Genomic DNA, 21,297 nt, shown 5'->3' with positions numbered 1-21,297 from the left:
CAGTAATTCCGGCTTTTACAGCACTTTTTCCATAATCAGATCGGTCTGTGCTTCATCGCCCATCTGAAAGATATGCGTTCCCGTGCGGACAAAGCCCATTTTTTCATAAAAGCCGATTGCCGGACCGTTATTCTCCCATACTCCCAGCCATACCCGGCCTTTGTTATGCCGAGCTGCGTTAACCAGTGCATGGTTTATCAAGTGCTTGCCCAGCCCTTGCCCATGATACCTGCTGCTGATGTAGATTCTCTCAATTTCGAGGGCATCCGCTCCCATTTCATCCGACTGGGCTTCATTGATGTTCAGCTTCAGATAGCCGGCAGGCTCTCCGTTTACCATAGTGAAAAAGAATGCTGAGCCCGGACACGCCAGCTCCTGCTCCAGCTTTTCCACAGAAAAGGCCTTATCCAGATATGCCTTCATAACCTCCGGAGAATTCTGGTCTTTGAAGGTCTCATCGAAGGTTTCAATACTAAGGGCTTGAAGTAAATGCAGATCGTCCAGGATACATTTTTTTATCGTAATATTCATTTCGTTAGCGGCCCCTTTGCTTTGTCTAATCAATATTCGCGTTTATTGCCCTTCTTTACTGACTCCCAGTCCATTTCCACATTATGTCTGACCCGCTGCAACAGCTGAAACAAGACATCTGTCTCCGTTTCGGATAATCCCGCCAGAGCAACGTTGTCCGAATGCGCGTGTTCCCTCAGGATAAAAGGAAAAACCTGCTCACCCTTGGCAGTGGGAAACAGCAGGTTGATCTTCCTGTTGTGCGGATCATCCCTCTTCTCCACAAGTCCGTTCCGCTCCAGCTTCTGAATTGCCCGGGCTGCCGTTGTACGGTCCACCTTGAGCATCTCCGCTACCTTCTCCTGGATGATACCCGGATGCTCACAGATGCGGACAAGGTAAAGGTATTGCCCCTTCGTCAGATCAAATTCTTTAAATTCTATATTGCTGATTGAATCCAGGGCTCTGGCTATCATCCCGATTTCACGCAGAATCTCTTTCATGGCGGCAGCTCCTGTTCTTTGGCTGTACTGCGGTTTTTATCAAGGTTACACTATTTATGTTGTATTTACAACATAAACTTGCTTGTTTCAGGAAAATGCTTGTAAATGCATGAAAATTAGCTTAAACTCATATTTATGTCTTTTAACATATTACATAGAATGAGAGGTAATGTCGTGGATATCTATCTGAAGTACTTCCTCATTGGCCTGGCCATTGCCTTGCCGGTAGGAGCAATAACTGTAGAAATGACTAAGCAGGGGCTGAAAAACGGGTTCATTCACGGCTGGGCAGTCGGTCTGGGCGGGATGACCATTGATTTTGCGCTAATCATCGCTATGGTGCTCGGCTTTGGTGCGGTTCTCTCCCTTCCTTATATACAGATTCCGCTGTGGATTATAGGAGCAGGCTTTCTGGCTTATCTGGGCTACGATTCCATCCGGAATGCGGATAAGGATATAACGCCGGCAGACGAAAAAACCACAAAATCCTTCTGGAGTACATACCGCAACGGTCTGCTGGTGGCTGTATCGCCAGGTAATCTGATTTTCTGGGTATCCGTGTTCGGAGCTGTTCTCTCTGATTCTTATAGCTCTGCCAATATAGGCAGCTTTGCTATCGCGGCAAGCGGGATATTAAGCGGTATTCTGATTCATGATGTCGGGCTGCTCTCAATCGTCTCCGTCACACGAAAAGTAATGAGCCGCAGCATGATCAGACTGGTCTCGGTAATTGCCGGCATTCTTCTAATCGGTTTCTCGCTCTATTTTGCTTATGAATTCTTTAAAGCGCTTTGGTCGTATATCGGTTAAAAAAATTAAGGGGCTGATCACAAGCTGTGTAGCAGCGTGTAATCAGCCCCTTTGACTGCCGCCGGCAGCCGGGACAGCATATCCCATACCAGCTAAGCCAGGCTAAAGCATCAGGCCTACTAATAATCCCCGACATCAAACTCTCTGTCCTTGAAATAACATTTCCGGTCAGCTTCCGTAATTTCACGGATGACCCGGCAAGGGTTCCCTGCTGCAATCATATTATTAAATTCCGGTCCGCTTGGCACGGATTACCCGGTTAACATTTTCCGCACTTATAAACATCAGGCCCAGGAACAGCAGGACTGTGAACGGGAAAATGGCTACGGTAGTCTTTGCTGCAATAAAACCGAATAACGGCGGCAGCAAAGTAGTTCCTGTATACGCTACAGCCATCTGATAGCCCATGAGCCGTGTAGAATTTTCCTTGCCGAAGCGTGCGGGCGTCTCATGCAGCAGCCCCGGATAAATCGGAGCCAGCCCAAGACCGATCAGAATCAGGCCGACCAGCAGACAATAATCCGGGAGCGGCAGCAGCATAATCACTCCGCCCGCGAGGGCAACAAGCTGTCCCGACCGGATCAGCAGCTTATTGCTCACCTTCAGGGTGATGAAGCCTGAGATCAGACGTCCGGCAGTAATCCCTCCATAATACATGGAGATCCATGCCGCCGCCGTCTGTGCATCCAGCTCATGGGCTCCTACCAGGAAGCTGGCCCCCCATAAGCCGACGGTCATCTCTACCCCGCAATAGAACAGAAATGCGATCAGAGTTGTTTTTACCCCTTTTATCCCAAATACCCTGGTCTTGGCAGATGCTCCGGCTGTACCAGTGTCTTCCCTGTGATGTTCCGTTTCCGGCTCTCCGCCAGCCTTGTTGTGTTCATGAACAGCAGCGATCTTGGACCATAACGGCAGCGTTACGAGTAAAATAACAACCAGCGCAAACTGAATTACAGCAACCGCTGCATAACCGCCTCGCCAGGAGCCCTGTCCCGCCATATAGAAGGACATAATGATAGGTCCCATTGTTGCCCCTACTCCCCAGAAGCAGTGCAGCCAGTTCATGTGATGCGCCTTGTAGTGGGCTGCTACATAGTTGTTGAGCGCCGCATCAACTGACCCGGCTCCCAGACCCAAGGGAATCGCCAGCAGCAGCAGCCACATTAGCGACGGAGCCGCCGAGAAACCTAACAGCGCTGCTGCCGTCATTAAACAGCTGATCAATGTTACTTTACCGGTTCCCAGCCATTCGATCATCTTCCCGCTGGCCAGACTGGACACAATGGTGCCGGCGGCGATAATCATGGCGATTACACCCGCAGAATCAAATGAAGTGTTCAATTCAGGCTGCATGACCGGCCATGCTGAGCCTAGCAGAGAATCGGGAAGCCCCAGACTGATAAAGGCCAGATAAATAATTACAAGAAACCAGGTTGCCATACCATCCCTCTTTCAACTTAAAAATTTAGAATAAAGGCAGCTGCTGCCCGTTATACCGTAATTTCGATCTGATTATCCTCAAATCCGAGAACACAGCTCTCATAATAGCCATCCCCTGTTGTGCGGGGACTGCTCACAATTGTATAGCCGGCTTCCTTCAACTGCTCTGTTAACGAGTCAACCCCGGTTTTGCTGCCAACGCTGAATGCCAGGTGGATGAGCCCTGTACGCTTCAGCCCTTTTGCCTGTTCCATCTCTGGTCTGTTCATTATTTCAAGACGTGCCCCGCCCTCGAAGCTTAAAAAATATGTCCGTAAGCCGGTAACAGGATTATGGTACAAATCCCCGGGTATAGCCTGAAAGAAGGTCACAAAAAACTGTTTGGCAGCTTCCAGATCCTCTACATACATAGCAACATGTTCTATTCTCATATCCAGCGTTCCTCCATTATGAATTCCGAATTAAAGGCCTCAACTCGTTATTACAACTATTTTATAAAGTGTCTTTATTTAATATGCACTCCCCTCCGCCTTTTGTCAATACATTACTAAAATTGAATGGCTTCCGGGTCAAGCTTTTGCAAGGTTAATCTGCGCATTCCCGCTTCATAATCCGCCTGAAAGGTATTGCTTAGGATCACTTTAGGAACATGAGGCATCGGTTCCCGGACCTGATAGCCGTTCCAGAAATGAAGCCAGTGTTCTGCAGCCGTTATCTCCTGGTAGATCACGATTAGATCCGGGGCAAGAACGGCGTTCACACTCTGGATAATCCGGCTGGCCGCCCCAAGCAGCACTTCCTCTCTCCTTTCAGCGTACCAGTCAATCCGGTGAGGCAGGAATTTAATCTCTCCAGCCATACCGTTTTTGCCTCTGATGATATTGCCGTTCAGATAAATGCCCATTCCGGGCGGATACTTCTTCGGGAAGTAGATCCCCGTTATACATTGCCCGTCTGCTTCTCCACGGGAAGCCTGGTAGCCGAACACTGCAGCGTTGACATCATTCTCTACCATAACCGGCAGCTGAAACTGCTGCTCCAGCTCTTCAATCAGCGCAGCTCCCTGCAGCTCCTGATGGCTGGCCACGACAATTCTGCCGTTGACAATCTGTCCCGGAATCCCCATCCCGATTACTTTTACCTGCGGGCAGGCAATAAGAAAGCTGGAGATGATCTCAGCTAAATAGTGCTGTTCAAAGACAGGCAGCACATATTCCTGCTGGCTGACAGTCCGGTTCTCCAGATTGATAACAGCTGCAGAAGCGACACGCTGCCCCTGATTCTCCTTTAGATAAATAACCAGCGCCTGGCTGTGATCATAATTGAACCGGTAAGTCAGGGCCGGCCGGCCGCTGCCGGATGCTATCGTCTGGTCCTCTACAATTTCGTTAGAATCCAGCAGCTCCTTAACCAGCGAGTTAACCGTTACCACACTTAGCTTCGTCAGCGCAGCCAGCTGCGGCTTGGTAGCAGTCCCTGCACGCTTCATCACCTGGCGCACATTATTCAGATTGATTTCCTTCATCAGATTGGCATTTGCGTTCTTCATAATAACCTCTCTCCTGCCTGTGGTAACAAGATCATAGCATAAAAGCGCATATCAAGTCTTGATCCGTTCAAAAGGAAGAAGCCCGGGTCGAGAGACCCGGGCTTCTTACATCTATCAGATTATTCGCCCTGGCTCATCCACTGGAAGTGGAAACTGCCCGGCTTGTCAACACGTTCAAAGGTATGTGCACCGAAGTAATCACGCTGTGCCTGCAGCAGGTTGGCCGGGAGTCTTGCGGAACGGTAGCTGTCATAGTATGCAAGACCGGAAGCAAACGCCGGAACCGGAATACCGCGTTTAACGGCAATTGCTACTACGTCTCTCCATGCGTCCTGATAGTTATGGACAACATTACTGAAATATTCATCGAGGAACAGGTTCTTCAGTTCAGGATCACGGTCATAGGCATCCTTGATATTCTGCAGGAAGCCTGCACGGATGATGCAGCCGCCGCGGAAGATCATAGCGATGCTTCCGTAATTCAGGCTCCAGTTGTATTCGTCTGAGGCTACGCGCATCTGGGCGAAGCCCTGGGCGTAGGAGGCGATTTTGCTGGCATACAGTGCTTTGCGGACAGCTTCAATGAATTCCTTGGCATCCCCGTCAAAGCGCTTGACTTCAGGACCCTGCAGGCGTTTGCTGGCTGCAACGCGCTCTTCCTTCATCGCAGACAGGAAGCGGGCAAAGACGGATTCGGTGATAATAGACAGCGGCACGCCTAGATCCAGCGCGTTCTGGCTGGTCCATTTACCAGTACCCTTCTGGCCGGCGGAATCAAGGATAACATCGACCATCGGCTTGCCCGTCTCAGGGTCTGCCTTGGCGAAGATGTCGGCTGTGATCTCGATCAGATAGCTGCTCAGCTCGCCGCGGTTCCATTCAGCAAAGATCTCATGCAGCTCAGCGGTATCAAGCCCCAGCACATCCTTCAGCAGCTGGTAAGCTTCGCCGATCAGCTGCATATCGCCGTACTCGATGCCGTTGTGGACCATTTTGACATAGTGTCCCGCACCGTCCGGCCCGATGTAGGTCGAGCACGGGTCGCCGTCCACTTTTGCGGAAATAGCTGTCAGAATCGGTTCTACCAGCTCATAGGCATCCTGCTGTCCGCCCGGCATAATTGCCGGCCCTTTCAGTGCGCCCTCTTCACCGCCGGATACCCCGGCACCGATGAAGCGGAAGCCCTGAGCGTGCAGCTCCTTGTTACGGCGCTGTGTGTCAGGGAAGAACGCGTTGCCGCCGTCAATCAGAATATCGCCCGGCGAAAGGAACGGTACCAGCTGCTGAATCGTATCATCCGTCGGCTTGCCGGCTTTGACCATAATCATGATTTTGCGCGGCAGCTCCAGCGATTGCACGAATTCCTCAACGCTGTAGGCGCCGACGAAGTTTTTGCCTGCTGCTTCAGCCAGCAGCTCATTCGTTTTCTCACTCGAACGGTTATATACGGCTACCGAAAAGCCCTTGCTCTCCATATTCATAGCCAGGTTCTTACCCATAACGGCTAAGCCGACTACTCCGATCTGCTGTTTACTCATCTTTGATAGACCTTCCTTTCATATTCCGGATTATTAAACCTGCGGAGCCTTCTTCCAGTCGGCAGCGAACTTCTCCATACCCTGATCAGTCAGCGGGTGCTTGGAGATCTGCTCAATTACGCTGAACGGAATAGTGGCAATATGCGCACCAGCCATGGCTACACGGGTAACGTGATCCGGATGACGGACGGAAGCAGCGATAATCTGAGCGTCCAGCTTGTGAATGCGGAACAGCTCGGCAACTTTTACAATCAGCTGAACGCCATCCTCAGAAATATCATCAAGACGTCCGAGGAACGGCGATACATAAGTAGCACCTGCACGGGCAGCCAGCAGCGCCTGGTTCACGGTGAAGATTAGCGTTACGTTCGTTTTTACGCCTTTTTGGGTCAGGTAACGGCAGGCTTCAAGACCCGCGAGAGTCATCGGCAGCTTGATCGTAATATTTTTATCATAATTATTGATCTTGATCAGCTCATCGGCCTCGGCAATCATCTGCTCTGCAGTTACAGCGTCAGGTGTTACTTCAGCGGATACGGATTCTACTTCAGGTACAGTCTGGAGAATTTCGGCAATGCGGTCTTCAAATTTAACGCCCTCTTTGGCAACAAGCGACGGATTGGTGGTAACCCCGGACAGGACTCCGATCTTGTATGCTTTTTTGATATCTTCTACATTTGCTGTGTCGATAAAAAATTTCATTGTGGTAACCTCCAGTTTGTAGTTGAACTATATGAAATGAACTTTTGGCAATCTATAAGGAGTATTCTTCCCTAATTTGGTATACTTCAAGTTCATTTTTATCAATATTCGTTTTAAAAATTTGAAGCATCCGGCAGAGCTATTTCGCTTTCCGCGTCAACCGGGGCATCCAGCCACCAGTGATGGCCGTCCTGCGCCAGCAGCTGGTCAGACTCAGCCGGTCCGTGTGAACCTGCAGCATAAGAATACAACGGCACAGAATTACCTGCAAAAGCGTTAAGGATCGGCTGCACCCATTTCCAGGACAGCTCAACCTCATTCCAGTGGGCAAAGAATGACGGGTCGCCTTGCAGCGCATCATAGATCAGGTTCTCATACGCCTCCGGCACCTCAATGGAGCTGGTATGGAAGTCGACATGAACGGCCTTGAACTTGCCTTTGTTCCGCGGATCTCTGGCCTTCAGCTGCAAAGTAATGCCTTCATTCGGGCTGATCTCGAACACCAGCAGATTAGGAATATCATCCTCTTCTACAGTTGAGCTCTGCTTCAGCGGCTCTTTGAATTCGATGACAATCCGTGTAGACTTCTCCTTCATGCGCTTGCCTGTCCGGATATAGAAGGGAACACCCTTCCAGAACGGATCATCAATCTGCAGTCTGGCGGCAATAAACGTATCGTTCACCGAACCTGCGGAAATACCTGCTTCAGAACGGTAGCCTGGAACAGCTAAGCCTTTAATTGCACCAGCGGTGTATTGGGCGCGGATAACACTGGCTTCGATATTACTCTCATCCAGCGGTTCGAGGGCTTCCATCACTTCTTTTTTCTTGAAGCGGACCTCGTCCGCAGAGCTGTCCTTCGGCAGGCGGATCGCAAGCATCATCAGCAGCTGAAGCATATGGTTCTGGAACATGTCCCGCAGTGCGCCAACATGATCATAATAACCTGCTCTTTCCTCCACTCCGACCGTTTCGGCAGCGGTAATCTGAACATTGGCAATATAGCGGTTGTTCCAGAGCGCGTGCAGCACCGGGTTAGTCTGCTGGAACACATCCAGCTCCTGCACCATCGGCTTGCCCAGGTAATGGTCAATCCGGTAAATCTCTTCTTCGGTAAAAGCTTTGCTGAGCGTCAGATTCAGCTCCTGCGCTGACTGCAGATCATGCCCGAACGGCTTCTCAATGACAAGCCGTTTCCAGCCTTTCGCTGCGCCGAGGCCGCTGGCTTCAATGTTAAGGGCAATCGGCTCAAAGAACTCCGGCCCTACCGATAAGTAGAACATCCGGTTAGGAGCACTGCCCATGCCTGTCTCCAGCTGCTCTACCCGTTCAAGCAAATTCACATAATCTTCAGTGTGCCCGACATCCAGCACATTATATCGGAAGGCCTTCAGGAAGCTGCGTACGGACGCTGTGTCCTTCACCTCACGCCGGGAGAAATCCCGGAGCGAGCGCTCCACCATGGCCTGGTAAGCTTCATCAGCAACTTCTCTTCTGCCGAGTCCAATTACAGCGAAGGATTCATGAAGCTTGTTGTCGAGAAACAGGTTGTAGAGTGCAGGGTATATTTTTCTGCGGGCCAGATCTCCTGTTGCTCCGAATAAAACAAATGTGGTCGCCTCCATCTCGATTCTCCTTCTGCTATGGTTTATCTTTCCTTGTTCCACTATAATACAAATACGAGCTATACAAGTAATTAATATATTGTACAGGAGCTATAGACTGTGTCTATGAACAATTTCGAATTATATAAGGTTTTTTATTGGGCTGCCAAAACAGGAAGCCTCTCTCAGGCTGCCAAAGTGCTGTTTATCACCCAGCCGAGCGTCAGCCATGCCATCAAGCAGCTCGAGGACAGCTTCGGTCTTACCCTGTTTAACCGCAATTCCAAAGGCGTTACCCTTACCCCGGAGGGAGCCGTGCTCTACTCCTACATTGAGCAGTCGCATATCCTCATCACCCAGGCGGAGAAAAAAATGGCCGAGCTCAAAAATCTCGATAACGGAGAGCTGCGCATCGGCGGAAGTGACTCCCTGTTCAAGCATTACCTGCTGCCCTTTATTGAAACCTTTCACCAGCGTTACCCCGGCATCCGGCTGCACCTGATCCACGGAACTACCCCGGAAGTCATCTCTTATCTAAAAGAGGGCCAGGTCGACCTGGGCGTCGTCCGCATTCCGATTGCCGATCCCCAGCTCGAAGTATGGCAGGGTCTGCAGCTGCAGGACTGCTTCGTGGCAGGCAGCAGCCATTATCCGGAGCTGAACGAAAAGGTGCTTACCATCGGGGAGCTTCTGCGCTACCCGATCATCCTCTTTTCCCGCAGAAGCCGTGCCCGTGCAGCAGTAAGCGACCTGTTCCGGGGCTACGGCTATGAGCTTAAGCCGGAAATTGAAGTCGGCAGTGTCGGACTGCTGATTGAATTTGCCCGCAAAGGACTCGGTATCTCCTTCGTAACCCGCGAGTTTGTCTCCAAGGAATTAGAGGAAGGCTCGCTGTTCGAGATTAAGCTGGATGTCCAGCTCCCTCCGGCCCAGGTGGGTATTATGACCAGACGCAACATGCCGCTGACTACGGCAGCAAGTAAGTTTATTGAGATTACAGGAACGGTGTGAGGCGTTAAGGTTAATTGCAGAATAAACAGACTCAGCCTTGGGTCAGCTGAGTCTGTTTTGTGATTCCATATGGAACTTAGCGTTGGCAGAAGTCCAATAATTAACCCGGATTTACAGCCTCTGTGGTCAGCATCCGGTACAGCCACGGCACGGAGAGCTTTCCGGAAATCTCATGGCTGCCAGGGTGAAGATCATAGGACAGCCGGGATTCGGCAGCCCGGGCCGAATATATCTGCTGCAACCGGGAAAGGGCAGAATGCACGTGCTGCACAGGGAAGATCGGATCATGGACGCCCGATTCGATGAACAGTGCCCTGGGGGCGATTAAGCCAACCAGCTCCGGCTGCTCGGCAGCCTGCAAGATCCCGGGCAGGTAATTGTCGATACAATGATGCATAGCCAATATGCTGCCTCCAAAGGTGTTCGTCCAGCCGCACAGCACAGCTGCTGTGATCCGTTCATCCAGCGCGGCGGCATAGGCCGCAATGAGACTGCCTCCGGAGAAGCCGAATATCCCGGTCCGGGAAGAATCACAATCCGGCCGCATCGAGAGATAATCAACTGCCCGCATCGCTTCATAGATTCTCATACCGGCCAGCGTCCTGCCGAATAACATTAGCTGTGAGACCAGGGTGCTGCAGGAGCTTGGGCTGGAACTGTTCTTCATCTCCTCTGCGACCCGGCGCACCCCAAAACCCAGGATCTCAGGGATCACGACGATCATCCCCTGCCTGACAAGCTGAACTGCGAACCGGTTGTGTATACCCGGCTCCTCTAATTCCCGGTAATCCGAGTTCAGTCCGGCGGCATCCAGCTGTCCGTTGCCATGTCCGTGGCAGGCCACTACAGCCGGCCACGGCCCGCTGCCAGTCTTGGGAACCAGCACGATAACGGGCACATGAAGCGTTTCCTCAGTGGAATAAGAAATACGCTCCAGAATACAATCTTTGTATTCAACCCGCTCCAGCAGCACAGGATTAAGTGGAGCTGAAGCCTCCGGGAACTCTCCCAGTGCCTGTTTCAGTCTGCCCATCAGCCAATCCCGCTGTTCGTCCCGTGTCAGGCATAAATCCCGGTTGTTTCTCGCCGCTTCTGTCCGTTGATACAAGGCTTTTATATAAGCATCCGTTGTATAATCCATTCCCATTCTCATCCTCTATCAGCTGTCACTATGCTGCCCGGTCACGGTCTTGACGCAGCTAATATTCCATAATATCCTGCTTAAGCGTATTACTTCCTTCTATTATATAGGATTCCCGTGTATCCTCCCGCAGCGCATGGAATCTGATTCCGTCCACGGTAAGCCGCTCCACATTCCGGATATCCATGAAGGTGGTCCGGCTCCAGTCGGGATAGTAATTCTCTGCAGCTGCCTCCGGATGCTCCAGCCGCATATCATGGACCTGCGGGTAAGCAGCAGGGATATCTGTTTTTTGTACACCGCCCGCGCAAGTATATATGATATTTCTAAGGGTCAGATCGCGGATCGGATGCTCCCTGCACGCATCAATGCGGATACCGTTAAAGGACGGGCTGCCCATAATGTCATCTGTGAACCGGTAATGGGTCTTGTACATCTCTTCATCGTCAGTGGCGATGATATCTGACAGCACAATCCGTTCAAGCGAGCCGATCTCCGGCATGTGCTCCAGGCCGATGGAGGAGCCGATATTTTCAAGCCGATTATTCAGCAGAATAAAGACGGGACGGGATACATTCCGCATGACCAGTCCGGAGGCCACGATATCGCTGATGCTGCCGCCCTCTGTGCACTCGATTTTGATTCCTTCCCGCCAGACATTTTCAAAGGTGCAGTTATGGATCGTGACATTCGAAATATCCCCGATGGACTTCAGCCCGATCCGGATACCGGCGCAGATTGAAGTGAAATGACAGTTGACGATATGCACATTTTTCATCGGATAATCCTTACTGCCGGCTTGAAGACAGAGATTATCATCGGTACCGAGGATTTTACAGTCCGAAATGAACACATTCCTGCAGCCGTCATAATCCAATCCGTCACCGTTGTATTTTTTATCGTTCCTGATATCGAGCTTTTCACACCAGATGTTCTCACTATCCAGAAAGGCGGTCGTCCAGGCAGTCGAGTTATAAAGTCTCAGTCCGGTGACATGAATGTTGCTGCAGCGCAGAAAACGCATCATCATCGGCCGGTAAATACTGCCCTCATTAGGGAATTTCTCGGCGTTGCCGTTAATCTCGCCCTGTCCGGTAATGCTGACATTGACGGCATCCTCCGCATAGATGAAGCATCTGTCCATATCCTTCTCATTAATATAGCGGTTATAGTGTGTGTCCTCCGCAAAATCGCGGATATCCGGGCTGGCAAGCAGCACTGCGGAAGGATTGACGTGCAGGTTCACATTCGATTTAAGGACAATCGTCCCCGAAACAAACGTTCCGCCGCTTAGCACGACAGTCCCGCCGCCGGACCCATAGCATTCATCAATGGCCTGCTGGATTGCACGGGTATCCGCCGTTAACCCGTCGCCAGCGGCGCCGTACCGCTTCACATCAAAAATATCAGTCATGGCCATTAGCAGAGCCCGCCTGCTCCCTGTTATAATACTCAAAATAATCAAAATCGGCCGGCTGGCGGAAGCCGGTTAAATCCTGGCAGCAGATGCCGGCAAAGGACCCGGTGAACCAGCCCTCCTGGCAGGCTTCGTCAGACAAAGAACTTGCATCAAGCACTGGTCCGATAACCTTATATCCGTCTTCTCCAGCTACAGAATAGGAGAACTGAAGCTTGTCATAATCGACCTCAGCCCGCAGCAGAATCCGCTTTGCGTTATCCGGCAGCGGTACATACCCGGCAGGCTCCGAATAGCTGTTGTTAACGGCGGAGAGAATGCTGATGCACCGTCCCAGGTCCTCATGATGCGTGACATGGAGATAGTAATAGTTCTGGGTATCATAGATCAGAATCAGGCCGGCCATCTGCTTGAAGCCGGAGGGCTCGAATTCAAGCGCTGCCGCTGCCGTGAAGCGATGCTCCTCCCAGCGCCTCGCAATCAGGCTCTGCCGGAACTTCGAGCCAAGCCCTTCGCGGCCGTACAGCCGCAGATAACCGGGCCGTTCACTCAGGGAATAGAAGGTGGCGTCAAGCGGAACCCGCAGGGACTGAAAGCTGATATCCAGCTCAGCACCGTCAAAATCATCCCTTGCCGGCTTCACCGGGAACGGGTGCAGCGGCAGGTCAGGAGCTTCTACCTCGGCATCAGGCAGCACCGAGCCGTTCGCCAGGCGCAGCCAGCCGTCTTCGGTCCACTCTACCTTTTGCAGCGCCGTTTCACGCCCGAGTGTATATTTCCGCTCTCCTTTTTCCGTACGGTTCTCTAAGGGACGGCCGCATAAATGCACCATGTACCACTCCCCGTTCCGGGTTTCGACCAGATCACCGTGGCCCGCTTTCTGCAGCGGCAGCCCGGGATTGTCCCTTGAGGTCATCAGGGAATTGCCCTCGTAAGCCTCGTAAGGCCCGAACAGCTCTCTGGCTCTCAGCATGCTCTGGCCGTGGCCTTCCCCTGTTCCGGTATCCGCCGCGAACAGGTAATAATAGCCGCCCCGCTTATAAATATGCGGACCCTCCAGATAGGTATCCTGGCTCGCATAGATGGTTACAGGCTCACCAATCATCTTCTGCTCCTCAGCAGAATACTCCTGGATGACAAGATGCCCTCTGTAGCGTTTCGTTACCCGGTGATCGGTTACCATGCTTACGATGTACTTACGGCCGTCTTCATCATGAAACAGCGACGGATCGAACCCGTAGCTGTTCAGGTAGACCGGCTCAGACCACTCACCGCGGATATCCGCCGCGGTAACCAGATAATTGGGTGTGTCGTACATTTTGACATAAAAGGAATTCACTATAGTGTAAATGAGATAGAACGTGCCGTTATCATAAGTCAGGCATGGCGCCCAGATCCCCTGGGAAGCGCCGATGCCGCGCAGGTCCAGCTGGGAGACCCGGTTAAGCGGACGGGTGATCAGTTCCCAGTGGACCAGATCCCGGGAATGATGAATCTGCACGCCCGGGAACCATTCGAAGGTGGAGGTAGCGATATAATAATCATCCCCGACCCGCAGGATGGACGGATCGGGATTGAAGCCCCGCAGGACCGGGTTCTTGATCATGTGGCTCATAGTATAGATATCCTCACTTTGCATTAGAGTCGGGTCTGCCCGCTTTGTCTGGCTTTTCTACCACAAATACAGGTCATTCCCCTTCAGCTTGAACATGGCTTCCATGAAATAATAGTCCCCGTAAATAATCGCATGATGATGCTGGTTGCGCGGCTTGTGATAAGCCTCAGATCCTCTTTGAATGATGCAGTCATTCTCGTCCGACCAGTCGGAACGTTCATCAAGTGCCCGCAGCAGCTTAAGCGCAGCATTCAGGTACAGCTCACGCTCCAGCTCTCCTACAGCCTTCGCAATCTCAATTAATCCGCAGGCGGCAATGGCCGCAGCCGTATCATCCTCAAGCTTAGGCTCAGCAGGCTGGCGGAAATCGAGCGGAATGACACCGTCCTCCGGGATATTTGCCATGAAATAATGGGCAATCCGCTTCGCGGTCTGGAGATATTCTTCTTTGCCGGTATGGATATAGCTCATCATGAAGCCATACAGCGCCCAGGTCTGTCCTCTGGTCCAGGAGGAGCCGTCCGCATAGCCCTGACCGCCAAATGTACGGACTACACCGCCGTTAAACGGATCGAACTCGACAATATGGTGCACGGAGCCGTCCGGCCGCACGAAGCTAGACATGACCGTGTCGGCATGCCGCATGGCAATTTGTTTAAACCGCGGGTCTCCGGTCTCCTCGGTCGCCCAGTACAGCAGCGGAATGTTGAACATGCAGTCGATGATGGCCCAGCCTCTGGTATCGCCTTCGTCCAGGTCATTCCAGGCACGGATGAAGCCCCCTGCCAGATTAAACCGGCCGGCCAGCAGATTGGCGGCATGCAGCGCTCTTTTGCGGGAATCCGGATTCTTGGTCACCTTGTAGTTGGCAACACTGGTAGGCAGCCACATGAAGCCCACGTCATGATGCAGACCGTAGAAATCCTGAAAACACTTGTCGAGCAGCTCCTCGGATCTATTGGCGATTTCCTTGTATTTGCCGTTGCCGGTCTCATGATACATCAGCCACAGCATGCCGCCCCAGAAGCCGTTCGTCCACCAGCAGATGCCATCGGCATCGAAGCCGCTTACATTTTGTGTCGCCTTGTCATCATGCGTTCCGTTAACGGTGGTATAAGGAATTTTATGTTTTGATTTTTCACTGACGGTATCCAGCTTGGCTGTAATTTTTCCGATTACGGAATCCACCCAATTGCGGTCGTTATTCTGTAGCATGTCTCTTTTCCTACTTTCTCTGTTTAGTATGCGGATTTGACTTCATTGTAGGATACCTGTACCGGGATTGGTATGCGACTTTTTCAGGTTTTCCCGCTTTTTTTTAAGGACTTTTCCGGTTTGAAAAGAAACAGCCTGCCGGCTGACATCCGGCCCGGCAGGCTGTTCCTGATCCATTGCTTATTGACCGCCCGCATCCAGGTAAGCCTGGACCTGCGATTTGATTTCACCCCGGATCGTATCCAGCCCCAGGTTCTTCAGCTCCTTGTTAAGCGCAGCCGCTTCGGCCTCCCAGTTCTTCACCTGGCCGGCTTTCAGCGTCTGAATGAACGGATCTGCCTTGGACTGGACATTCGCGAACTCGCCTTTGACAGTTGAGGTATCAAAGGAGAATTTGGCGAGGACAGCGGCATAATACGTATCCGGCTTGGCGGAATACTCCAAATATTGCTTGGCTGTTTCATCCAGATCGGCAGGCGTGCGGATCATTGTCGGATTCCAGGTAAATTCATAGCCCGGGAATACATAGTTTTCGGAGCCCTCAAGCAGCTTGAACTGGGTATCACCCACTGCCTCCCAATGCACGCCGGGAATACCGTACTCGAACAGATCGTGATTCTCGCGGCTTGCGAACATCCAGTCAAAGAACTTCATCGTCCGGTCGATATTTTTGGAGGATACCGGAATGGCAATCGAGTTATTCGCTTTATAGTTGGTTGAAATCGCTTCCGGTTCCATGTTACGGATATGCTCCTTGAAGACGAAGAACTCAAGATCAGCACCTGCAAGCGTCTGCTGCAGCATTTTTTTATCAGCAGCATAGGAGGACATGGTTCCGTAATAGGACGCAGCTTTACCGGACATGAAGTACGCCTTCTGATCCTTTTGGCTGAGCACATCCTTCTCCAGATATTTGCTCCACTCCGCCCATTCATCATATTGTGTAAAAGCTGATTTCATCGTGCTAAACGGCTCAGGCAGCTTGGCCCACTCTGTTTCCGGGTCACCGAAGGCTACAACATCCTGCACCTGCTTGAGATCATCCGACAGATGAACATAGTAGATGATACCGCCAAGATTCAGCGGACGCACATGATCGAGCTCTTTACGGTCAGGTGCGAACATTTCCTGGAAGCCGCCGTTGCCCTTTACAGCCAGCGGAGTAACACCCTGCTCGGATTCAAGCACCTTATCATAAAATTGCTGAAGCTCGTCGTAGCTGGCAATCGGCTCGCTGAAGCCCAGCTTTTCACGGAGATCCTTGCGGATATACACGACCGGAATATCATAGAAATACTGCGTAAACGGAATGGTGTACAGGTGATCGTCATATCGTTTGTTCATATCTACAAATTCAGATGAAAAGGCCGCCTTGAGACCCGGATATTCATCATTGTTGAAGTATTTGTCCAGCTGCGCGTAAGCCCCCTGCGGAATGAGTTCCCGCAGATTCTGGAAGTCGGCATCAAAGACGAAGTCAACCTCTTCCCCCGCCGCCATCATCAGCTTCACCTTCTGCTTATGATCGGACACCGGATTCCACTGGATTTCAAGCTTGGTATTCAGCGTATCCTTGGTCTGCTTCTCAAACTCCTCCAGCACGCGCGGCAGATCCTTAGGCGCATCGCCGAACAACATTCCCTTGAGCGTAACCGCTTTTGGCGGCTGACCGGCTGTAGCGGCATTGTTACCGGAAGCGGGCGAGACTGTTTCATTGCCGTTACCGCAGGCAGTCAAAGCAGCAGCCATCGTAACAGACAGTGCGGTGAGGACTAATTGTTTTGTTTTCATCTTTCTCGTACATCCCCTTTTCTTCCCTTTGCAGGGTCATATACTAAACTGCCGTGAAGCAGCATTAGCCTTTTACAGCGCCTACCATCAAGCCTTTAACGAAATATTTCTGCAGGAACGGATACAAAAAGATAATCGGGCCAATCGTCACTACCGTTGTAGCCAGCCGGACCGTCATCGCCGGAGCAATGAAATTCGGGATGCTGATATCCGACGAGATCTGGTTAATGTAATCGAGGTTGTTCATAATGCGCTGGATCAGGTATTGAAGCGGAAACAGATCCTTGTCGTTAATGTACAGCACCGCGTCGAACCATTTGTTCCAGTAGCCCAGCGCATAGAAAAGCCCGATAGTAGCCAAGGCCGGAAGCGAGATCGGCAGAATGATCCGGAACAGGATGTAGACATCATTGGCCCCGTCGATTTTGGCGGATTCAGCGATCGAATCATCAATTGAAGCGAAGAAGTTACGCAGCAGGAACATATTCCAGGCGCTGATCATCCCGGGGATAATGAGCACCCAGATCGTATCCTTCATATCCAGGTATTTCGAAATCAGCAGATAGGAAGCGACCAGGCCGCCGTGAAACAGCATCGTAAAGTAAATGTAGAACGCCAGATGGTTGCGGTATTTGACCGATTTTACCGACAGGGTATAAGCCATTGCGCTTGTAAAAATCATGGACAGCACCGTGCCCACAACCGTCACAAAGGTGGTAACCCCGTACGCCCGGTAGATGGTGTTATCCTTAAAAATCATTTTGTAGGCTTCGAGGCTGAAGTCGGACGGCCAGAACATATAACCGTTTTTGACAAGTGATGCCTCTGAGGTGAACGAGCTGGCGATAACGGACCAGAACGGCACCAGACAATAGACCGAGAACAACCCGATGCACAGATAGAACATGGTTTTCAGCAGCCGGTCCGCTTTGCTTTCTTTAATCATGTAATCAATTCACTTCCCCTTCTAAAAAATAGCCGACTCCGGCGCAACCTTCTTGGCAATCGAATTGACCGTCAGCACCAGGATGAAGCCGACCAGCGACTGCATAAACCCGATGGCTGCCGACATACTCATATCCCCGAGATCCATCATGGCCCGGAACAGATACGTATCGATAACGTCCGTAGTCGGATACAGCAGCGGGTTGCGTCCGATAATCGCATAGATCATGCCGAAATCCCCGTTAAAAATCCCTCCGACCGCGAGAATCGTCAGCAGGATCACCGTCGGCTTCAGCAGCGGCAGTGTGATGTAGCGGATTTTTTGCAGCCGGCTTGCCCCGTCAATCGACGCCGATTCGTAAATATCCGGGTTGATGCCGGAGATCGTAGCCATATAGACAATTGATCCGAAGCCCGCACCGTGCCAGATTTTGAGCAGCACAAGAATGAGCGGCCAGTAGCCGGGTGAGGACAGCAGCTGAACCGCAGGCAGCCCCAGCATCGTCAGGATCTGGTTCACAAAGCCCCCGTCTGTTGCGACAAAAGCCATCACGAACATGGCCACGACGGTCCAGGACAGAAAATGCGGAAAGATCATGACCGACTGGGCGATTTTTTTGAACCATTTTCCCCCAAGCTCCGTGATCATAATGGCGATCAGCACGGCTGCGAGCGTATTAAAGGTAATGAACAGCACGTTCAGGAACACGGTGTTCGTCACAATTTTGATCCAGTCACCGGACTGGAAGAAGAACTGGAAATTTTTCAGTCCGACGAATTCGCTGCCGGCGATCCCTTTCATCGCTTTGAAATCCTGGAAGGCGATGATAATCCCGCCCATGGGCAGGTAAGCGAAGACGAAGAACCAGATCATCGCCGGCAGGGCCAGCAGGTACAGAAATTTGTTTTTGACCAGCTCCGCCAGGAACCCCCTGATTCTCCCCTGCGGCTTGTTCCGCGGATAAGTCTGTCCGGTGAGGCTGACTGTGTTGTTGCGCAATGTGAATCCTCCTTCAAGTTTCTTTGCCATTTCTTCCGGCCTGGCTTCACTTTAGCCTCACTCAGCAATCCGGCATACCTCAAAATCCGCAGAATAGCCTATTTTCACCGTATAAACAGGGTTTAAAATCCGCTTTTCCCCCTAATTTCTGCTTTTCCGGAAGTGATCCGGCGTTTTCCCGCTGTATTTCTTGAAGGAGATGTAGAAGTATTTCGTATTGTTAATGCCCACCATCTCGCCGATCCGGTTAGCCGGGAGGTCTGTTGTAAGCAGCAGCTCCTTCGCCTGCTCAAACCGGTAATCGCTGATGTACTGGTTCAGGGAGACACAGGCGATGTCCTTAAAAATCTTGCGCGTATAATTGACGGACAGTCCGGCAATCTCGGCCAGCACCTCTACGGAAAGATTCGGGTCCATGTAAGACTGGCGGATATGCTGCCGTATTTTTTCCACAATCATCACATTTTTCTCCGAGGACTGCTTGTCCCGCATGCTGATAGCCGATTCTGCAAGTCCAGCGAACCATTCCTCCGCCTGTTCAAGCGTTTCACATTTGTACAGCTGCTGCCCGAGTGCTCCAATGTCGGTGCTTAGCCCGTTTCTGTCCGCTCCCGCCATCGCTTTGGAAATCCGGGCAACGGTAAACAGCAGCTGGTTCAGCAGAATCATCGTTTCGTCAAAAGGCGCGTTGCCCAGAATAGCAAAGTATTCTTGTAATGCTTGTACGGTTCTACTATAATCGCCGAGCTTCATGCTATCGGACACCTGCTTCTCCATCGCAGCGGACAGGGTAACGGCAACCGGTTCACGGCTGTCCTCAATATCTGCAGGAATCAGAGAGCGTCTGCCTGACTGCAGCCGGTAGCGTGAAGCGTTATAGGCACTCTGCCATGAAGCCGGAATCTGCTGAAGCTCAGCGGCATGGCGGCCGGTTGATGCTGTAACAGACAGCTTAAGGAAACGCTCCGTGTTGTGCTGGATATCCGTTAATAATCGGGCAACCAGAGCATCCCCGCCCTCAGGCTTAATCAGCAGCAGGTTGATCCGGTCTTCCCCTCCGTCAAAGCTATATAGCGGAAAATGGGCCAAACCAAGCTCACCCGCGATATTGCAGATTCCGTATTTCAGCAGCATTAGGTCGTTGCGTGTATAGACCTCTGTCAGCTCACTGTAATCGTCAAGGCGCAGCATGCAGATCTGGAAGCCGTCACCTGCAAACGGGATGCCTGACCTCTCCAGCTTATTTCTCATCTGCACCTCCTGGCTCCAGCCCCCCGTAACCAGCTGATGAAGCAGCTCATTCCGCTCTGCCTGATGATAACCGGCCATACTGTTCTGTAAATCCTGAACTCTGCCCTCCAGATACTGAAAGGCTCCGGATAACACGGCATATTCACTGGCAGGAGTGGGTTGAGCGGCTGAGGCCGGCAATAGCGGGATATTCTTGACCAGTCTGTGGATCGGGCTGTAAATCATACGGGTAAAAAAGGCGCCGCTCAGCAAAACGACCACCAATATTACCGCTGTGACGATCAGGATGTAGCTTCTCAGCTCATTGACCTGGCTAAGCAGAGTCATGTAATTCACATCACCGATAAATACCCAGCCCAGGCTGCCGGATTTGATGTAAAATAGGCGGTGAGCGGTCCCGTCAAGCTCTGCTTCAATTACACCGCGGCCGGTATCCGACTGCAGAATGCGGTTCACCGCCTCTGAGCCGGTCAGGCTTGAGCTGATCATGGAATGCTCAGAATGTGAAATAACGATGCCCTGCCGGTTCAGAATCATCGACTGGAAGGAGCTGCTTCCGGCACCGTTCATCATCATTTCCTGCAGCACCTGCTGGTCCAGATTCAGGATCATCGCTCCGTTCGCCGTCTGGTCATCACGGGTGCTCATATAGGCCACCGAGATCAGATTGCCGCTGAACGGCTTCGTATCCGAGGAGAAGGAAGTCGTTCTGGGTATAAAAATGCTGCCTCGCATGGCCCCGGGAGTACTAAGCAGGTCCAGAATCTGCCGGTCATAGAAATCAGCGAAGGACCTTGCTGTGGTCAGCGAGGAAAAGACCAGCTGATGCCGGGTATTGACCAGATAGACGGAATGCACCAGCGGATTGCTGCTGACTAGATCAGACAAGCTGTTGCCAATACGTCCCATTAAGCCGGTGTCAAACTCGTTGGCATAAAAGCCGGCCTGGATATCAGTTGATGCGTAAGCGTTTGCAAATTGCTGGTAGGCGGAGCTCAACAATATATTCGCCGTATTGTAGGTTTGCTCCAGCGAACGGTCCGTAGATTCAGTCAGCTCCTGCTTCAGGCTGTCCGATACTTTGGAGGTAATCGCTAAGGTCAATGCTGCGATAACCAGCATTCCGACAAACAAATAGGACAGAATAATCCGGATCAACAAGCTTTTCTTCAATAAAAAATGACGCATCCTGCTCATGGCTTCGCTCCTGTTCTGTTTTCTTGTACCCTTCATTATAGGTAAAGGCTGACAT

The 21,297-nt window shown here is 51.6% G+C and carries 19 protein-coding genes; 2 read left to right on the top strand and 17 right to left on the bottom strand.

Translation table 11 applies throughout. The features are described 5' to 3' along the window. Nucleotides 1-15: 15 nt before the first annotated feature. Nucleotides 16-531, bottom strand: a complete 516-nt coding sequence (gene paiA, locus BN3772_RS25955) for a spermidine/spermine N(1)-acetyltransferase (RefSeq protein WP_042203221.1) — start codon at nucleotides 529-531, stop codon at nucleotides 16-18. 29 nt (nucleotides 532-560) lie between these two features. Continuing rightward, the gene (locus BN3772_RS25950) at nucleotides 561-1,013 is read right to left on the bottom strand and encodes a MarR family winged helix-turn-helix transcriptional regulator (protein ID WP_042203220.1); all 453 of its coding nucleotides are present in this window, start codon (nucleotides 1,011-1,013) and stop codon (nucleotides 561-563) included. 174 nt (nucleotides 1,014-1,187) lie between these two features. On the opposite strand from BN3772_RS25950, the gene BN3772_RS25945 reads away from it, so the two are divergent. Further along, nucleotides 1,188-1,823, top strand: coding sequence for a LysE family translocator (locus BN3772_RS25945; RefSeq protein WP_086074761.1), 636 nt, complete (start codon nucleotides 1,188-1,190; stop codon nucleotides 1,821-1,823). A gap of 225 nt (nucleotides 1,824-2,048) precedes the next feature. On the opposite strand, the gene BN3772_RS25940 is transcribed toward BN3772_RS25945, so the two are convergent. The 6 genes from BN3772_RS25940 to zwf form a co-directional block, all read right to left on the bottom strand. Then, nucleotides 2,049-3,266, bottom strand: coding sequence for an MFS transporter (locus BN3772_RS25940; protein ID WP_042203217.1), 1,218 nt, complete (start codon nucleotides 3,264-3,266; stop codon nucleotides 2,049-2,051). A 50-nt stretch (nucleotides 3,267-3,316) separates the two neighbouring features. Beyond that, the gene (locus BN3772_RS25935; protein WP_042203215.1) at nucleotides 3,317-3,697 is read right to left on the bottom strand and encodes a VOC family protein; all 381 of its coding nucleotides are present in this window, start codon (nucleotides 3,695-3,697) and stop codon (nucleotides 3,317-3,319) included. Nucleotides 3,698-3,813: 116 nt separating this feature from the next. After that, nucleotides 3,814-4,815 carry an ROK family protein gene (locus BN3772_RS25930; protein WP_042203214.1) on the bottom strand — a complete coding sequence of 334 codons (1,002 nt, stop codon included), beginning with the start codon at nucleotides 4,813-4,815 and terminating at the stop codon, nucleotides 3,814-3,816. Nucleotides 4,816-4,934: 119 nt separating this feature from the next. Further along, the gene (gene gndA, locus BN3772_RS25925; protein ID WP_042203213.1) at nucleotides 4,935-6,353 is read right to left on the bottom strand and encodes an NADP-dependent phosphogluconate dehydrogenase; all 1,419 of its coding nucleotides are present in this window, start codon (nucleotides 6,351-6,353) and stop codon (nucleotides 4,935-4,937) included. Nucleotides 6,354-6,386: 33 nt separating this feature from the next. Beyond that, entirely contained in the window at nucleotides 6,387-7,055 is a 669-nt protein-coding gene (gene fsa / locus BN3772_RS25920) for a fructose-6-phosphate aldolase (RefSeq protein WP_042176891.1), read from the bottom strand. A gap of 113 nt (nucleotides 7,056-7,168) precedes the next feature. After that, nucleotides 7,169-8,680, bottom strand: a complete 1,512-nt coding sequence (gene zwf / locus BN3772_RS25915; RefSeq protein WP_042203212.1) for a glucose-6-phosphate dehydrogenase — start codon at nucleotides 8,678-8,680, stop codon at nucleotides 7,169-7,171. Nucleotides 8,681-8,785: 105 nt separating this feature from the next. Here zwf and BN3772_RS25910 point away from each other — a divergent pair, with 105 nt between their 5' ends. Further along, entirely contained in the window at nucleotides 8,786-9,670 is an 885-nt protein-coding gene (locus tag BN3772_RS25910) for a LysR family transcriptional regulator (RefSeq protein WP_042203211.1), read from the top strand. Between the two features lie 100 nt (nucleotides 9,671-9,770). On the opposite strand, the gene BN3772_RS25905 is transcribed toward BN3772_RS25910, so the two are convergent. The 9 genes from BN3772_RS25905 to BN3772_RS25870 form a co-directional block, all read right to left on the bottom strand. After that, nucleotides 9,771-10,811, bottom strand: coding sequence for a dienelactone hydrolase family protein (locus BN3772_RS25905; protein ID WP_042203210.1), 1,041 nt, complete (start codon nucleotides 10,809-10,811; stop codon nucleotides 9,771-9,773). Between the two features lie 58 nt (nucleotides 10,812-10,869). Then, the gene (locus BN3772_RS25900) at nucleotides 10,870-12,231 is read right to left on the bottom strand and encodes a glycoside hydrolase family 28 protein (RefSeq protein ID WP_244444839.1); all 1,362 of its coding nucleotides are present in this window, start codon (nucleotides 12,229-12,231) and stop codon (nucleotides 10,870-10,872) included. Next, nucleotides 12,218-13,843, bottom strand: coding sequence for a glycoside hydrolase family 43 protein (locus BN3772_RS25895; protein ID WP_042203209.1), 1,626 nt, complete (start codon nucleotides 13,841-13,843; stop codon nucleotides 12,218-12,220). Before BN3772_RS25895 ends, BN3772_RS25900 begins: the two co-directional genes overlap by 14 nt. Before the next feature lie 57 nt (nucleotides 13,844-13,900). After that, nucleotides 13,901-15,058, bottom strand: a complete 1,158-nt coding sequence (locus BN3772_RS25890; RefSeq protein ID WP_042203207.1) for a glycoside hydrolase family 88 protein — start codon at nucleotides 15,056-15,058, stop codon at nucleotides 13,901-13,903. Nucleotides 15,059-15,100: 42 nt separating this feature from the next. Beyond that, nucleotides 15,101-15,235: a hypothetical protein gene (locus BN3772_RS31605; RefSeq protein ID WP_280114398.1), complete on the bottom strand. Its 135-nt coding sequence runs from the start codon at nucleotides 15,233-15,235 to the stop codon at nucleotides 15,101-15,103. A gap of 3 nt (nucleotides 15,236-15,238) precedes the next feature. Next, nucleotides 15,239-16,849 (bottom strand): ABC transporter substrate-binding protein, encoded by a 1,611-nt coding sequence (locus BN3772_RS25885; RefSeq protein ID WP_042203206.1) that lies wholly within the window; start codon nucleotides 16,847-16,849, stop codon nucleotides 15,239-15,241. 64 nt (nucleotides 16,850-16,913) lie between these two features. Then, nucleotides 16,914-17,795, bottom strand: a complete 882-nt coding sequence (locus tag BN3772_RS25880; protein WP_042203205.1) for a carbohydrate ABC transporter permease — start codon at nucleotides 17,793-17,795, stop codon at nucleotides 16,914-16,916. Between the two features lie 21 nt (nucleotides 17,796-17,816). Next, the gene (locus BN3772_RS25875; protein ID WP_425280465.1) at nucleotides 17,817-18,668 is read right to left on the bottom strand and encodes an ABC transporter permease; all 852 of its coding nucleotides are present in this window, start codon (nucleotides 18,666-18,668) and stop codon (nucleotides 17,817-17,819) included. Nucleotides 18,669-18,935: 267 nt separating this feature from the next. Next, a complete protein-coding gene (locus BN3772_RS25870; RefSeq protein ID WP_042203203.1) occupies nucleotides 18,936-21,242 on the bottom strand; it encodes an AraC family transcriptional regulator in 2,307 nt (768 codons plus the stop codon). Nucleotides 21,243-21,297 lie beyond the last annotated feature (55 nt).

Source organism: Paenibacillus camerounensis (assembly GCF_000723885.1).
GTDB classification, from domain to species: Bacteria; Bacillota; Bacilli; order Paenibacillales; family Paenibacillaceae; genus Paenibacillus_AQ; species Paenibacillus_AQ camerounensis.
This window is presented reverse-complemented; position numbering and strand designations above follow the sequence as displayed.

What these genes read in the sequence shown, in the direction of transcription:
- BN3772_RS25950 (WP_042203220.1), bottom strand. Translation starts at nt 1,013, where the DNA reads ATGAAAGAGATTCTGCGTGAAATCGGGATGATAGCCAGAGCCCTGGAT.
- fsa (WP_042176891.1), bottom strand. Translation starts at nt 7,055, where the DNA reads ATGAAATTTTTTATCGACACAGCAAATGTAGAAGATATCAAAAAAGCA.
- BN3772_RS25940 (WP_042203217.1), bottom strand. Translation starts at nt 3,266, where the DNA reads ATGGCAACCTGGTTTCTTGTAATTATTTATCTGGCCTTTATCAGTCTG.
- BN3772_RS25890 (WP_042203207.1), bottom strand. Translation starts at nt 15,058, where the DNA reads ATGCTACAGAATAACGACCGCAATTGGGTGGATTCCGTAATCGGAAAA.
- BN3772_RS25880 (WP_042203205.1), bottom strand. Translation starts at nt 17,795, where the DNA reads ATGATTAAAGAAAGCAAAGCGGACCGGCTGCTGAAAACCATGTTCTAT.
- paiA (WP_042203221.1), bottom strand. Translation starts at nt 531, where the DNA reads ATGAATATTACGATAAAAAAATGTATCCTGGACGATCTGCATTTACTT.
- BN3772_RS25935 (WP_042203215.1), bottom strand. Translation starts at nt 3,697, where the DNA reads ATGAGAATAGAACATGTTGCTATGTATGTAGAGGATCTGGAAGCTGCC.
- BN3772_RS31605 (WP_280114398.1), bottom strand. Translation starts at nt 15,235, where the DNA reads ATGGATCAGGAACAGCCTGCCGGGCCGGATGTCAGCCGGCAGGCTGTT.
- BN3772_RS25875 (WP_425280465.1), bottom strand. Translation starts at nt 18,668, where the DNA reads ATGATCTGGTTCTTCGTCTTCGCTTACCTGCCCATGGGCGGGATTATC.
- BN3772_RS25895 (WP_042203209.1), bottom strand. Translation starts at nt 13,843, where the DNA reads ATGAGCCACATGATCAAGAACCCGGTCCTGCGGGGCTTCAATCCCGAT.
- BN3772_RS25870 (WP_042203203.1), bottom strand. Translation starts at nt 21,242, where the DNA reads ATGAGCAGGATGCGTCATTTTTTATTGAAGAAAAGCTTGTTGATCCGG.
- BN3772_RS25885 (WP_042203206.1), bottom strand. Translation starts at nt 16,849, where the DNA reads ATGAAAACAAAACAATTAGTCCTCACCGCACTGTCTGTTACGATGGCT.
- BN3772_RS25900 (WP_244444839.1), bottom strand. Translation starts at nt 12,231, where the DNA reads ATGGCCATGACTGATATTTTTGATGTGAAGCGGTACGGCGCCGCTGGC.
- zwf (WP_042203212.1), bottom strand. Translation starts at nt 8,680, where the DNA reads ATGGAGGCGACCACATTTGTTTTATTCGGAGCAACAGGAGATCTGGCC.
- BN3772_RS25905 (WP_042203210.1), bottom strand. Translation starts at nt 10,811, where the DNA reads ATGGATTATACAACGGATGCTTATATAAAAGCCTTGTATCAACGGACA.
- BN3772_RS25910 (WP_042203211.1), top strand. Translation starts at nt 8,786, where the DNA reads ATGAACAATTTCGAATTATATAAGGTTTTTTATTGGGCTGCCAAAACA.
- gndA (WP_042203213.1), bottom strand. Translation starts at nt 6,353, where the DNA reads ATGAGTAAACAGCAGATCGGAGTAGTCGGCTTAGCCGTTATGGGTAAG.
- BN3772_RS25930 (WP_042203214.1), bottom strand. Translation starts at nt 4,815, where the DNA reads ATGAAGAACGCAAATGCCAATCTGATGAAGGAAATCAATCTGAATAAT.